7 protein-coding genes and 1 pseudogene are annotated in these 14,352 nt (G+C 71.3%); 5 read left to right on the plus strand and 3 right to left on the minus strand.

The window, feature by feature from the left end:
- Positions 1–134: 134 nt before the first annotated feature.
- From OG303_RS04805 to OG303_RS04815, 3 genes and pseudogenes are all read left to right on the plus strand, one after another.
- A pseudogene (locus OG303_RS04805) lies at positions 135–335 on the plus strand (hypothetical protein); the annotation flags it as partial.
- A gap of 189 nt (positions 336–524) precedes the next feature.
- Complete coding sequence (locus OG303_RS04810) at positions 525–2,942, plus strand: GH92 family glycosyl hydrolase (RefSeq protein WP_405865057.1); 2,418 nt, start codon at positions 525–527, stop codon at positions 2,940–2,942.
- A 94-nt stretch (positions 2,943–3,036) separates the two neighbouring features.
- Positions 3,037–4,767 carry a dolichyl-phosphate-mannose--protein mannosyltransferase gene (locus OG303_RS04815; RefSeq protein WP_405865059.1) on the plus strand — a complete coding sequence of 577 codons (1,731 nt, stop codon included), beginning with the start codon at positions 3,037–3,039 and terminating at the stop codon, positions 4,765–4,767.
- Positions 4,768–4,800: 33 nt separating this feature from the next.
- Here the strand turns inward: OG303_RS04815 and OG303_RS04820 are convergent, their stop codons facing one another.
- The 3 genes from OG303_RS04820 to OG303_RS04830 form a co-directional block, all read right to left on the minus strand.
- Complete coding sequence (locus OG303_RS04820) at positions 4,801–5,433, minus strand: GNAT family N-acetyltransferase (RefSeq protein ID WP_405865061.1); 633 nt, start codon at positions 5,431–5,433, stop codon at positions 4,801–4,803.
- Between the two features lie 83 nt (positions 5,434–5,516).
- A complete protein-coding gene (locus OG303_RS04825) occupies positions 5,517–6,944 on the minus strand; it encodes an alkaline phosphatase family protein (RefSeq protein WP_405865063.1) in 1,428 nt (475 codons plus the stop codon).
- A gap of 321 nt (positions 6,945–7,265) precedes the next feature.
- Entirely contained in the window at positions 7,266–8,678 is a 1,413-nt protein-coding gene (locus tag OG303_RS04830) for a cytochrome P450 (protein WP_405865065.1), read from the minus strand.
- Positions 8,679–8,880: 202 nt separating this feature from the next.
- Between OG303_RS04830 and OG303_RS04835 the strand changes: the two genes are divergently transcribed.
- Together OG303_RS04835 and OG303_RS04840 are read left to right on the plus strand one after the other, a co-directional pair.
- On the plus strand, positions 8,881–11,424 hold the full coding sequence (locus tag OG303_RS04835; RefSeq protein WP_405865067.1) for a SpoIIE family protein phosphatase: 2,544 nt from the start codon (positions 8,881–8,883) through the stop codon (positions 11,422–11,424).
- A gap of 101 nt (positions 11,425–11,525) precedes the next feature.
- Positions 11,526–14,327, plus strand: a complete 2,802-nt coding sequence (locus OG303_RS04840) for a SpoIIE family protein phosphatase (RefSeq protein WP_405865069.1) — start codon at positions 11,526–11,528, stop codon at positions 14,325–14,327.
- The last annotated feature ends 25 nt before the right edge of the window (positions 14,328–14,352 follow it).

Genomic DNA, 14,352 nt, shown 5'->3' on the forward strand with positions numbered 1-14,352 from the left:
GGCCAGTCTCAGCGCCGTCCCCTCCCGAGACGCCGAATCGCCCTGACGGCGATTCGACTTCCCCTGCCCCGCTATGCGGGATCGGGCATTCACCCCGGCCCTGAAGGACCAGGCACCCTGCCCGTAAAGAAGGGTGGACGAACACCAAGTACAGGATGCTGTACGCGAACTTCGGCCACAACGCGATGGACTACGCCACCAACACCACCCTGTCGTCGACGTTCGCGAGCCAGACGCAGAACCGCTTCCTGCTCGACGGACTGAAGTGGCTGGGAGGCGCGGCGAGCGTCCAACGGACCGTGCACCGCAGTGCCCACCTGACCGCGCACTCCTGAGCCGGTGCGCGAAGGGCCCCGACCGCCGCGCGGGTGCGGTCGGGGCCCTGCACCGCGCCACACCGTCAACCCCGCCTTCACCACAACGACCCGACCGACTCTCCCCTTTCACCTGACGGTCTCCTAGCCTTACGCGCGGCCCGGAAGCCTTCCGTGCCCTCGTCCCGTCATCGAAAGGCGACCTCACGCATGCGCCTCCAACGGCTGCGCGCAGCAAGACGTTTCGGTGCACGATCCGCGGCTGTCCTCCTCACCACGGCCGTGGCCCTGAGCGTTCCCTTCCCGTCCGCGGGGGCCGATGCCTCCGGCGAGCGCCTGTCCTCGCTCGTCGACCCCCTGATCGGCTCCTCGAACGGCGGCAACACCTATCCGGGCGCCACTCTCCCGTACGGGATGATCGCCTGGTCGCCCACCAGCACGACCGGCGACCAGACGAGCACGGGAGCGGCCAACGGCTACGAGTACGGTGCCACCCGCATCCGCGGCCTGAGTCTGACCCATGTCAACGGCGCCGGCTGCAACCCCGGCGCGGCAGGTGACGTACCGATCATGCCGTTCGTCGGCGACGTGACGTCGTCGCCGTCCGCGGACACCAAGGACGCGGCCTACGCGGCGAACTTCTCGCACGCCGACGAGAAGGCGACGCCGGGCCGCTACACCCTCGGACTCGCCTCCGGCGCCAAGGCCGACCTCGCCGTCAGCAAGCGGGCGGGCGTCGGCGACTTCACGTTCCCGAGCGACCGCCCGGCCAACCTGCTCTTCCGCGTCTCCAACTCCCTCAACGGCAGCGAGGACGCACACGTCGACATCGACGCCGCGCACCGCAAGGTGACCGGCTGGGTGCTCACCGGCGCCTTCTGCGGCCGCCGCGCCAACGGCGGTGTCAACAACCGCAAGAGCTACTACAAGCTGTACTTCAGCGCGTCCTTCGACCGCGCCTTCTCCTCGGCCGGCACCTGGAAGGACGGCACCGTCTCCCCCGGTTCGACGTCCGCCTCCGGCGGCGAGGGCTACGCGACGGGCGCGGACCGGGCCGGGCGCGGCTCCGGCGGCTGGGTCGGCTTCGACACCAGCTCTGACAACGATGTCCACATGCGGATCGGCATCTCCTACGTCAGCCAGAAGGGCGCCGAGACAAATCTTCGCGAGGAGATCCCTGCGCACGCGAGCGTCGGGCAGGTCGCCGAGGCGGGAGCACGGGCCTGGGACCGTGAGTTGGACGTCGTACGCGTGCGGGGCGGCAGCACCGCACGCCGCCAGACCTTCTACACGGCGCTGTACCACGCCCTCATGCAGCCCAACCTGATCAGCGACACCGACGGCCGCTACTGGGGCATGGACCAGGCCGTCCACCGCCTGGCCCGCGGACAGCGCGCGCAGTACAGCAACTTCTCCGGCTGGGACCAGTACCGGGCCCAGATCCAACTGCTCGCGCTCCTCAAGCCCACCGTCGCGGGCGACTTCGCCCAGTCCCTGTACAACTTCGCGCGGGAGAACGGCGGAGTGTGGGACCGCTGGGTGCACATCAGCGGAGCCACCCACGTCATGACCGGCGACCCGTCGGCGGCGACGCTGGCCACCTTCTACGCCATGGGCGTCCGCAACTTCGACTACAAGGACGCCTTCGACTCCCTGGTCCACCAGGCCACCGTCCCGGACCCCGCCGGCCTGTCCGACGCCGGCTGCCCCGGCCAGTGCGTCGGCCAACGGCCCAACCTGGCCGAGTACTTGAGCTCCCACTACGCCGCCCAGGACGTGTGCCACTGCTGGGGCGGGGCCGCCGAGACCCTGGAGGACGCCGTCGCCGACTCCGCCCTGGCCCAGTGGGCGAAACTGCTGGGCCGGGACACGGAGGCCACGACGTTCGCCGAGCGGGGCGCCTACTGGCGCAACGTCTTCAACCCCGGCACCGGATACATCCAGGCCCGCAAGCTCGACGGGTCGTGGGTGACCCCGTTCAGCCCGGGCAGCGACCTCGGCTTCGCCCAGGGCACCAGCGCGACGTACACCTGGATGATCCCGCAGGACGTCCAGGGCCTCGCCGACGCGATGGGCGGCCGTGAGGCGGCGGCCACCCGCCTCGACGGCTTCTTCCACAAGGCGGACGGCTCCTGGTCGGTGCGGGGCGGCGACCCGCTGCGCTACGACCCGACCAACGAGCCCGGCATCCACGCCCCTTGGCTCTACAACGCGCTGGGACAGCCCTGGAAGACCCAGGCGACCGTGCGGCAGATCGTCGACACCGTGTACGGCACCGGCCCCTCGGGCCTGCCCGGCAACGACGACCTGGGCACCATGTCCGCCTGGTACGTCTTCTCCGCGCTCGGCCTCTACCCGCAGACACCGGGCACCGCCAAGCTGCTGCTCGGGGCCCCGGTCTTCCCGACCGCGGTGATCGACCGACCCGGCCGCGGGGACATCGTGATCACCGCGCCGGACGCGGACGACACGCACATGTACGTCGACGCCGTACGCCTCGACGGGCGGGCCCTGCGACAGTCGTGGACCGGGCCGGGTCTGACGCTCTCCGGCGGCAGGCTCGACTTCCGGCTCGCGCAGCAGCCGAACACCCAGTGGGCCACGGACGCCGACACTCTGCCCGAATAGTCCGCCTGCTGCGGCGCGACCCCTGTGATCGGGGTCGCGCCGCACACTCCGGGCGCCGCACACGAGCCGTACGTGCGTTCCCTACGATGAACCGGTGACGAGTGACACCCCCACATGGGCCGACGTCGACGAGGACGTCCGAACGACCGCGAAGCCCCAGCCCGCGCCCTGGGCACAACGGCTGCGCCGGTTCGGGTACACGGCCGGCCCCCTGACCGACACCCGAGCCCGCCTCGTACCGCCCTTCCCCGCACCGGGTACGCGGATCTGGGAGCTGATGGGCCTCGGTCCTCGACTCGCCCAGCGCCTGGCCAGATCCATGGGCTGGCTGGGACCGGTTCTCGTCGCCGCGCTCGCGGGCGCGATCCGGTTCTGGCGGCTCGACCGGCCGCGGGACCTCGTCTTCGACGAGACGTACTACGCCAAGGACGCCTGGTCGATGCTCAAGTTCGGCTACGAGGGCACCTGGCCGGACCGCAAGATCGCCGACCCGCAGATCCTGGCGCATCCCCAGGTGATCCCGCTCTCCGACACCGGCAGCTTCGTCGCGCATCCGCCGATGGGCAAGTGGGTGATCGCCCTCGGGGAGCAGATGTTCGGCCTGGACCCGTTCGGCTGGCGGTTCATGACGGCGGCGCTCGGCACCCTGTCGGTGCTCATGCTGTGCCGAATAGGGCGCCGTCTGTTCCGTTCGACGCTGCTCGGCTGCCTCGCCGGCGCGCTGCTGGCGGTGGACGGCCTCCACTTCGTGATGAGCCGTAACGCCCTGCTCGACCTCGTGGTCATGTTCTTCGCGCTGGCGGCGTTCGGCTGCCTGCTCATCGACCGGGACAGGGCGCGGGCCCGGCTGGCAGCCGCCCTGCCCGTCGACGAAAGCGGCTTCGCACGACCCGACGAGCACACCGGCGAACACGTCGGCACGGGCCTGCGTCCGTGGCGGCTCGCGGCCGGCGTCCTGCTGGGGCTGGCCGCCGCGAGCAAGTGGAACGGCCTCTATTTCCTCGTCTTCTTCACGGCCCTGACCCTCCTGTGGGACGTCGGCGCCCGCCGCGTGGCCGGGGCATACCGCCCGTACCAGGCCGTGCTGCGCAAGGACCTCGGCTGGTCGGTACTCTCCCTGGTCCCCGTCGCAGTGCTCACGTACCTGGCGACCTGGACCGGATGGTTCGCGTCCGACAAGGGCTACGACCGGCACTGGGCGGACGGCCGCGGCGGCACCTGGTCGTGGATTCCCGCTCCCCTGCGCAGCCTGTGGCACTACGAACACGCCGTCTACCAGTTCAACATCGACCTCCACTCGCCGCATCGCTACATGTCCAACCCGTGGAGCTGGCTGGTCCAGGGGCGCCCCGTGGCGTTCTACTACCAGTCGCCGAAGTCCGGGCAGCAGGGCTGTCACACCTCCGCCAACTGCTCGCAGGAGATCCTGGGACTGGGCACGCCCCTGCTGTGGTGGGCGGCCTGCTTCGCGCTCGGCTACCTCCTGTTCCGGTGGGCGCTGCGCCGCGACTGGCGCGCGGGCGCCGTCCTGTGCGCGGTGGCCGCCGGATACCTCCCCTGGTTCAACTACCAGGACCGCACGATCTTCTCCTTCTACGCCGTCGCGTTCGTGCCGTACCTGTGCCTGGCCGTGGCCATGATGGTGGGCGCCCTGCTGGGGCCGTCCGGGGCGAGCGAGCGGCGGCGGCTGATCGGCACGGTGAGCGCGGGTGTGCTGGTGCTGCTCATCGCGTGGAACTTCATCTACTTCTTCCCGCTGTACACGGGCCAGACCATCCCGTACGCCGACTGGCACGCGCGGATGTGGCTGGACACCTGGATATGAGGCCGGGGTGGCCGGAGTTCACGCGCCCGGCCGTCACAGGGTCTCCAACTCCCCTGTCGTGCGCCCGAGATAGGTGACGGGACCGGGGTCCGGCGCCTCGATCCCGTGGAAGCCCAGGCGGTCGTAGAAGGCTCTGGCCGGGGTGTTGGCCGTGACCATCGAGAGGTGTACGGCGGCGACGCCCTGGTCGTGCAGGGCCCGCAGGAAGGTCCGCATCAGCGCACGGCCATGGCCGCGGCCCTGCCATGCGGGGAGCAGGTCGATGTGCAGGTGGGCCGGGTACGCGGCGACCTCGGGGACGATCATCCGCTCGGGGTGGTGCAGCAACGGGATCATCTCCTCGTCCGGGGTGCCCGGCGGCCCGGCGGGCTCCGGGTAGCGGTCCGCGACGAGGGGCAGCCACTTCGTACGGAAGGCCTCGACGAAGCGGGGGGTGTCCGCGGCGCCGAGGATGTAGCCGACCGCCCTGCCCTGGCCGTCGTCCAGGACGAAGGCCAGCTCCGGTTCGAGGTGGACGTAGGGAGCCGCGAAGATCGCCGGGAAGATTCCGGGATCCGCGTAGACGGGCCGGCTGTCCTGGCCGTTGTGCGCGGTGCGGATGCAGATGTCGTCGAGCGCTTCGCTGTCGTCCAAGCGGTAGGGGCGGATGGCGGGGATCGAGGTCATCGCAGCATCCTGACCGTTTGGGAGCGCTCCCTCAAGGCCGTGCGGGAGCCCGGGAGGATCCGGCCGGGCTCTCGCAGCGTGTGTCACACGTGCGGGCGGCGGCCCCTCTCCTGGTGCGGGAAGGACTGGTCGGCCCCGGGAAGCGTCGGCTTCGGCAGGGTCGCCACCTCCTCCTTCGCCTTCTCCAGCTGCTCCGCCGTGTCGTCGGGCAGCCGGGGCGAGCGCGGGCGGGCGTCACGGAAGCGGAAGGCCGTCGTGAAGTCGCCGAAGGTCTCGCGTCGCCAGTCGCTGACGTTCGGCTCCTCGACCCCGGTGAACCGCTCCAGGAACTGCAGCGCGGAAGTGTGGTCGAAGGCCTCCGAAGCCACCCAACCGCCCACGGTCCAGGGCGAGATGATGATGGCGGGCACGCGGAAGCCACCGCCGATCGGCAGACCCTGGATGTACTCGTCCTTCGTGCCCGCGGGCGCGGTCGGCGGCGCCACGTGGTCGAACAGGCCGTCGTTCTCGTCGTAGTTGAGGATGAAGGCGGTCTTGCGCCACACCTTCGGGTTCGAGGCGATCGCCTCGATCTTCGACGCCACGTAGTCGGCACCCGCGGCCGGGAGGTAGTCCGGGTGCTCCGACTGGTAGCTCGTGGGGCAGATCCACGACACCGTCGGGAGACGGTCGTTGCGGGCGTCGTCCTCGAAGGTGCCGTGGGGCTGCGGGCGTACGCCGCGCTCGTACAGGTCGGAACCGGGCTGGGCGTTCTTGAAGGACGCGAACTGCTCCAGCATGTTGGTGCCGTAGTCGTCCTCCTCCTGGTACACCTTCCAGCTGATACCGGCCGCCTGGAGGCGTTCTGCGTACGTCGTCCAGCGGTACGGCGTCGGCGCCACGTTGCTGATGATCGGGCCGCCCTGCGTGCCGCCCGGATCGATCGAACCGGTCATCCACATCAGGCGGTTGGGCCAGGTGGGGCCGAACACCGAGCAGAAGTAGTTGTCGCAGATGGTGAAGGTCTCGGCGAGCGCGAACTGGAACGGTATGTCCTCGCGCGTGTAGTAGCCCATGACGTACGGCCCGTTGGCGCCGTCAGCCGCACGGTGGGCCGGCAGCCACTGGTCCATCTTTCCGCCGTTCCAGGCCTGGTGCTGCACGGACCAGGCGTGGCTGGTGGAGGGGATCGCCTGGGCGCTCGACTTGTGGGTGTCGAGGTGGAAGGGCAGCAGATAGCCCTTCGGGTTCACGGCGTCCGGCTGGTAGAAGACCGATCGCCCGTTGTCGAGCCTGAGCGCGTGCTGGTCACCGAAGCCGCGGACACCCGAGAGGGTGCCGAAGTAGTGGTCGAACGACCGGTTCTCCTGCATCAGCATGACGACGTGCTCGATGTCGCGCAGCGAGCCGTTCTTCGGCGGCTCGGCCGCGACGGCCTTCTGGACGCTCGGCGGGAGGAGGGAGAGGGCCGCGGCGCCGCCCAGCGCACCCGCGGCCGAACCCAGGAGTCTACGGCGTGTCAACTCGGCCATGATTGCCCCTTCTTGAGAGCAGAAAGCTCTCTGGAGTGACGGCCGGCCCGCGAGGAAACACGGACCGCCGATCACTCTCCGCCCGGCGCTACAGGGCTTTCAGGGGGTGGGTGGTGAACATGTGGCCAACGTGCGGGAAGGGGTTGGCCAAGCCATGACCGAGGAGGGTGGGGCGTTGCGCGGGCGTTGCCCCGCGTTGGGAAACGGATGGCCGTTACATGAATGAGGGCCTCAACCCGCCCATGCGCGGACGGTGTTGCAGGCGAGGCGCCTCTCGCTCTGCTCGGGCCCGGCAGCTGGGTGCCGCCTGGCCGGTGCGGCTCAGCCGGCGGTGGTCCGGTGGAACTCCATGGCCAGCTTGTCCGGTTTGACGGTGACGACGGCCTGGGCGCGCGGCGGCCGGGAGGTCATCTCGAACCGGGGCCAGGTCTGCAGGACGGTCGCGAGGATGATTTCGAGCTCGACCCACGCGAAGTTCTCGCCGATGCACTTGCGGCGGCCGTCGCCGAAGGCGAGGAACGAACCGCGGGTCGCCGCCACACGGTCCTCTTCCCAGCGGTCGGGGTCGAAGGTGTCCGGGTCGGGGAAATAGGAGGAGTCGTGCTGGTGCAGATAGGGACTCCACACGACGTCGGCGCCCTCGGGTATGAGGTGTCCGCCGAGGACGATGTCGCGGGCGGCGGTCCGCGTCACCATCCAGGACACCCCGTATTTCCTGATGGCCTCCTGCAGAACCCGTCGGGTGTACGGGAGTTGGTCGAGGTCGTCGTAGCGCAGCGGCCGGTCCTCGCACACCGAGGCCAGTTCCTCGCGAAGACGTCGTTCGACGGCGGGATTGCCGGCGATCTCGTACAGCGTCCAGGCGAGTGTGGTGCCGGTGGTCTCGATCGCGCCGGCCAGGAGGGTGATCGCCTCGTCCTGGAGTTGCCGGCGGCCGAGTTGGTCTTCCACACCGAGCAGGGTCTCGAACAGGCCCTTCTGCTGCCGGCGCGCCTCGGACGCATGCGGGCACGCCTCGGCGCCGGACGCACTGCCCGCCGAAGCGGATCCGCTTGCGGTGACGTCGATGTGATGGTCGATGGCCTGGTCGATGAGGGCGCGCAGGCGGGCGACACGGTCGGCGTGGGCGCGGTTGGCGGGCAGCGGCAGCCGCGTGATCCAGGGCGGAAGAATGACCTGCCGAATCGTTCCTTTCATGATTTCTGGCATGAGGGCGGTGAACTCGCCCTCCAGGTGTGCGGGCAGGTCCGCGCCGAACACGGCGACGAGGAACGTAGCGAGGGTGATCTCGTTCATGTCGGCAAACACGTCGCGCGACTCGGCCTCGGGCCAGGCTCCGACCATCGTCCGCACCTGATCGATCATGGCATTGCCGCGCTCGGCGATATGCGCCTTGCCGAACATGGGCTGCATCAGACGGCGGTTGCGCAGATGAGTGTCCTCGTCGGCGACGGTCGCGACTCCGTCACCGAGGAAGACCCGCAGCGCGTCGTAGTACCTGCCGCCCTTGGTGAAGTGGGCGGCGTCGGTCACCAGGACACGTCGGGTCAGTGCGGGGTCCGTGACCACGTAGGCGGGCGTGGGACCGATGCGGATGCGCACCACACTGCCGTAGTCGCGCAGCGAGGTGAAGAACGGCAGCGGGTCGCGGGCGAGGCGGAGACCGTGCCCGATCAGTGGCAGTCCGCCGGGGGCTGTGGGGGTGGGGATGGGTGCCGTGGTGGGGGCGCTCATCGCGCGATCACTCCTCGTGGGGGCGGGGGCAAACGCCCGAATGCATGCCCATGACAGCTACACCCGATGCACCGGAACGGTGATCTTTACGTCACATTCCCGGTCTGTCCGATGTCTCCATCCACCCAGGTGCGCCGCGGGCCCGCAGTGGCGCATTCTTGTCTGTGTCGCCCGCTGGACGGCGCACGGACGAGGTAGGCCGATGACTCGGAGCGCTCAGGACGCACACCGGACGCCCGGACAGCTGGCTGCGCTGCTGATCGACGCCTCGACGGAGGCGATCCGCGCGGCCGGCGGTCACTCGGGTGGCATCTACCTGCGCTCCGGCACGCCCGGGCTGCTGCGGCTGGCGGTCCTCTCGGGGCTGCCGGGCCCACTGTTCAGACCCTGGTGGCGCATGCATGTGGACCGCCCGTTCCCGGTGGCCGACGCCTATCGGCTCGGCGTCCAGGTGGTCCTGCCGAACGCCACGGAGACGATGCGCCGCTATCCGCAGTTCGCGGCCGGGCTGCCGTTCCCGTTCGGGTCGCTGTACGTGCCGGTCGTGAGCGGGGCGACGACCTTCGGTGTGCTGACCGTGCTGCGTCCGTCCGCGGCGGACGCGACCGAACTGCTCCACCACCGCGACCGCATGGTGCGGCTGGCGGAGGACCTGGGCACGGCCCTGCGGCGCCTGGAGGACGGCGGCAGGTCGTCGGTCGCCTGGGACGCCGAACCCATGTGTGTACGGCCGCCGGGCGCTCACCCGCCCGCGGGGCGCGCCGGGGGCTTCGCCTGGGATCCGGTGACGGACGTCGTGACGGCGGACGAGCGGCTGCCCGCTCTGCTGGGGGTGCCGGCCGACGAGTTCGCCACGTCGGTGGACGCGCTCGCGGACGCCGTGGCTCCGGCCGAGACGCAGCGGGTCCTGGCCGCGCTGCGCGAGACGGCCGCGGGCAGACCGCCGCCCCTGCCGCTGTACGTGCGCTCCGAGGACGGCGCGCTGCGGCTGGTGGAGCTGTGGAGCCCGTATGCCGCCCCCGCTCCTCCGGGCACACCGTCCGGCGCGCATCCCGTCCGGGGTTTCGTCGTCGATCCCGGTCCCGGCGCGGCGGCCGACGCCGCGGCCGACCTGCTGCCCGAGGGCGTGCTCTGTCTGGACCGGCTGGGGCTGATCCTCTACGCCAACCCGCGCGCCGGACAGCTGCTGCGCCGCACGCGGGCGCAGCTGCTCAGCCGTCCGTTGTGGGAGGGCGTGCCCTGGCTGAGCCAGCCCGCCTTCGAGGACCATCTGCGCAGCGCCCTGCTGTCCCCGGACCCGGTGCGCTTCCACGTGGGGCGGCCCGGCACGGACAGCGGGGAGGGCGACGAGAAATCGTACGAGAGCGCCTGGCTGGATGTGTGCGTCTATCCGGGCCCGGACGTGCTGACGTGCACGTTCCGCCCGGCGAACCGTGTGGCGGAAGGCACCGTGGACCTCGCACCGGAACCGGAGCCCGCGACGCCCTCCTCGCCCGGTGGCCCGTCGATGGCTCCGCTGTACCGCCCCATCGTCCTCGCCATCGCGCTGACGGAGGCGGTCACCGCACGCCAGGTGGCGGCCGTGGTCATGAAGGAACTGCTGCCCGCGTTCGGCGGCCGCCGCCTCGCCATCTACCTGCTGCAGGACCGCCACCTGTATCTGGCCTGGGAGAGCGGCTTCCCCAAGGGGTTCCTCGCGCCCTTCGAGGGCGTGGGCCTGGACGCGCGGCTGCCCGGCGTGGAGACGCTGACCAGTGGCCGGCCGCTGTTCTTCGACTCGATGGAGCAGATGGCGGCGGCCTACCCCGGTATCGCGCTGGACGCGGACGAGGGAGCCCGTGCCTTCCTGCCGCTCATCGCCTCCGGGCGTCCGGTCGGCTCCTGCATCCTGGGCTTCGACCGTTCCCGCAGCTTCAGCACCGAGGAACGCACGGTGCTCACCGCGCTCGCCGGGCTGATCGCCCACGCCATGGAGAAGGCACAGCGCTACGAGAGCGAGGCGGCGCTCGCGCGGGGGCTGCAGCAGGCCCTGCTCCCCCGCCGGCTGTCGGCCCACCCGCAGGTGGAGACCACCGGTCGCTACCTGCCCGGCACCCAGGGCATGGAGGTGGGCGGCGACTGGTACGACGTCGTCGAGGCGGGGGACGGTCTGGCCCTGGTCATCGGCGACGTACAGGGGCACGGCGTGCAGGCGGCGGCCACCATGGGCCAACTGCGCAGCGCCGTGCGGGCGTTCGCGCTCGGCGACCATCCGCCCGACGAGGTGATGAGCGGTACGAACCATCTGCTGATCGACCTCGATCCCGGCCAGTTCGCGAGCTGCTGCTACGTCCGGCTGGATCCGGCCTCGGGCCTGGCCCGGGCGGCCCGTGCCGGGCACCCGCCGCCACTGCTGCGCCACCCGGACGGCCACACCGAGGTGCTGGACCTGCCCGGCGGCGTGGTGCTCGGGGTGGATCCGCACGCCCACTACCCGGTCTCGGAGCTACGGATCGAGCCGGGCGCCGTCCTCGCGCTGTACACGGACGGCCTCGTCGAACGGCCCGGCGTCGACATCGACGAGGGCATCACGGCCCTGCGGGTGGCCCTGGCGAGGGTCGGCGCGCCTGCCGCCCGGCCGGGCAGCCGCCCGCTGTCCGGGGTCGCCGACCGCCTCACCGCGGCGGCCCGGCACTTGGCAGACCGCCCCGACGACATCGCCCTGCTCCTCGCCACCCGCCGTGCGGCGCCCGGGAACCAGCACTGAAGTCCCGCTGCCTGTGCCGCCGGCACACGGACAAGGGTCCTATCTGTCACCCTCTGTGACGCCTCTCGCCTCATGCGGCCCGGCAGTGTAGACATGGGCACATGGTCCGACTTCCGGACCGCTCCGGGACCCGGTCGCACCGCCGTCCCGGCGGTCCCCGTGCCCGGCGCGCGCCCGATCGCGCCCACGGAGCGCACGGGCGGCGGACGACACGGACGCCGGGCAGCGCGCCCACCCACCGGGACGGGCACCCAGGCGATACGGAACCGGGGCGCATCGCGGCCTTGCGGTCGGCGCTGACCGGGCGCATCGCCGGGCAGGTGTTCGTCCTTCAGGTCGTGATCGTGCTGCTGCTGGTGGTCGCCGCGGTGGTCGCGCTGTATCTGCAGGTCCGGCACGACAGCACGCACGAGGCACGCAACCGGTCGGTCGCCGTCGCCCAGGCGTTCGCCAACGCGCCGGGCACCCGCGAGGCCCTCAGCAGTCCCGACCCCACGGCCGTCCTGCAGCCGCGGGCGGAGGCCGCCCGCAAGGCGACCGGCGTCGACTTCATCGTCGTCATGAACACCGACGGCATCCGCTACACCCACCCCAAGCCGGACCGCATCGGCAAGAAGTTCGTGGGGACGATCGCGCCCGCGCTGGCCGGGCAGACGGTCGTCGAGGAGGTCAACGGCACGATCGGGCGGCTGGTGCAGGCGGTCGTGCCGGTCAAGGCGCCGGACGGCAAGGTCGTGGGCCTGGTGTCGGCGGGCATCACGACGAAGAACGTGGGCGGCGCCGCCAACCGGCAGCTGCCGCTCGTCCTGCTCGCCGCGGCCGTCGGACTCGCCCTGGCCACGGCGGGCACCGCACTGGTGAGCAGACGGCTGCTGCGCCAGACGCACGGCCTGGGTCCGGACGAGATGACCCGGATGTACGAGCACCACGACGCGGTGTTGCACGCCGTCCGCGAGGGCGTGCTCATCGTCAGCGGTGAGGGCCGGCTGCTGCTCGCCAACGACGAGGCGCACCGGCTGCTCAACCTGCCCGAGGACGCCGAAGGCCGGCACGTCCTCGACCTCGGTCTCGCTCCCGACACCGCCGACCTGCTGGCCTCCGGACGCGTCGCCACGGACGAGGTGCACCTCGTCAAGGACCGTCTCCTCGCGGTGAACCAGCGGCCCACGGACGTCCAGGGCGGCCCCCCGGGCAGTGTCGCCACGCTCCGCGACTCCACCGAGCTGCGCGCCCTGTCCGGCCGGGCCGAGACGGCACGGGAGCGCCTCAACATGCTGTACGACGCCGGGGTGGGCATCGGCACCAGCCTGGACGTCACCCGCACCGCGGAGGAGCTGGCCGAGCTCGCCGTGCCCAGGTTCGCCGACTTCGCGACGGTCGACCTGTTCGACGCGGTGCTCGACGGGGGTCAGCCCGAGGCGGCGACGTCCTTGCGCCGTACCGCGTCGAGCGGGATCCGCGAGGACGCCCCGCTCTACAAGGTGGGCCGGCAGATCAGGTTCGTCGACTCCTCGCCGCAGGCCCGCAGCCTGCGCTCCGGGCAGGCCGTGGTGGAGCCGGACCTCGGCACGGCCCCCGGCTGGCACGCGCAGGACCTGGAGCGCACCGCGCAGGTCGTGGAGTACGGCATCCACTCGTTGATCACCGCGCCGCTGCGCACCGGATCCCTGGTCCTGGGCGTGGTCAGCTTCTGGCGCTCCCAGAAGCCCGAGCCCTTCGACACGGAGGAGCTCGCCCTCGCCGAGGAACTGGTGGCCCGCGCCGCGGTCTCCATCGACAACGCCCGCCGCTACACGCGCGAGCACAGCATGGCCGTGACCCTGCAGCGCAGCCTCCTGCCCCGCAACCTGCCGGAGCAGTCCGCCCTGGACATCGCCTACCGCTATCTGCCCGCGCAGGCCGGGGTCGGCGGCGACTGGTTCGACGTACTGCCGCTGTCGGGTGCCCGGGTCGCCCTCGTCGTCGGCGACGTCGTGGGGCACGGGCTGCACGCCGCGGCCACCATGGGACGGCTGCGTACGGCAGTGCACAACTTCTCCGCCCTCGACCTGCCGCCCGACGAACTGATCGCCCTGCTGGACGAGTTGGTCGGCCGTATCGACCAGGACGAGGCGGCGGAGGGCGGCAACGCCCCGGTCACCGGCGCCACTTGTCTGTACGCGATCTACGACCCCGTGTCCCGGAAGTGCACCATCGCCCGGGCCGGCCACCCGCCCCCGGCCCTCATCCGCCCCGACGGCTCCGTCGAGTTCCCCGAGGTGCCGGCCGGTCCCCCGCTCGGCCTCGGCGGTCTGCCGTTCGAGACGGCCGACCTCCCGCTGGAGGAGGGCAGCCGTCTCGTCCTCTACACGGACGGGCTCGTGGAGGACCGGGAGCGGGACATCGACGAGGGGCTCGAACTCCTGCGGGGCGCGCTGGAACGCGCCGGTGAGTCGCCGGAGGACACCTGCCGGGTCGTGCTCGAATCGCAGCTGGCGGCCAAGCCGAGCGACGACGTCGCCCTGATCGTCGCCCGCACCCGGGCGCTCGCCGCCGACCGGATCGCCGACTGGCAGGTGCCGAACGACCCGGCGGCGGTCGCGGAGGTACGTGCCGCCGTCACCCGTCGGCTCGCCGAATGGGGGCTGGACGAGCTGACGTTCGCCACGGAGCTCATCCTGAGCGAGCTGGTCACCAACGCGATCCGCTACGGCGCCGACCCCATCCACGTCCGCGTGCTGTTCGACCGCACGCTGATCTGCGAGGTCTTCGACAGCAGCAGCACGTCGCCGCACCTGCGCTACGCCGCGATGACGGACGAGGGTGGCCGCGGCCTGTTCCTGGTGGCCCAGCTCGCCGACCGCTGGGGTACCCGCTACACACCGGAGGGCAAGGTCATCTGGGCGGAACAGCCGCTGCCCTGACCTGACTCACCCCCTTTTGGTCCAT

Source organism: Streptomyces sp. NBC_00005 (genome assembly GCF_045160215.1).
Taxonomy (GTDB): Bacteria; Actinomycetota; Actinomycetes; order Streptomycetales; family Streptomycetaceae; genus Streptomyces.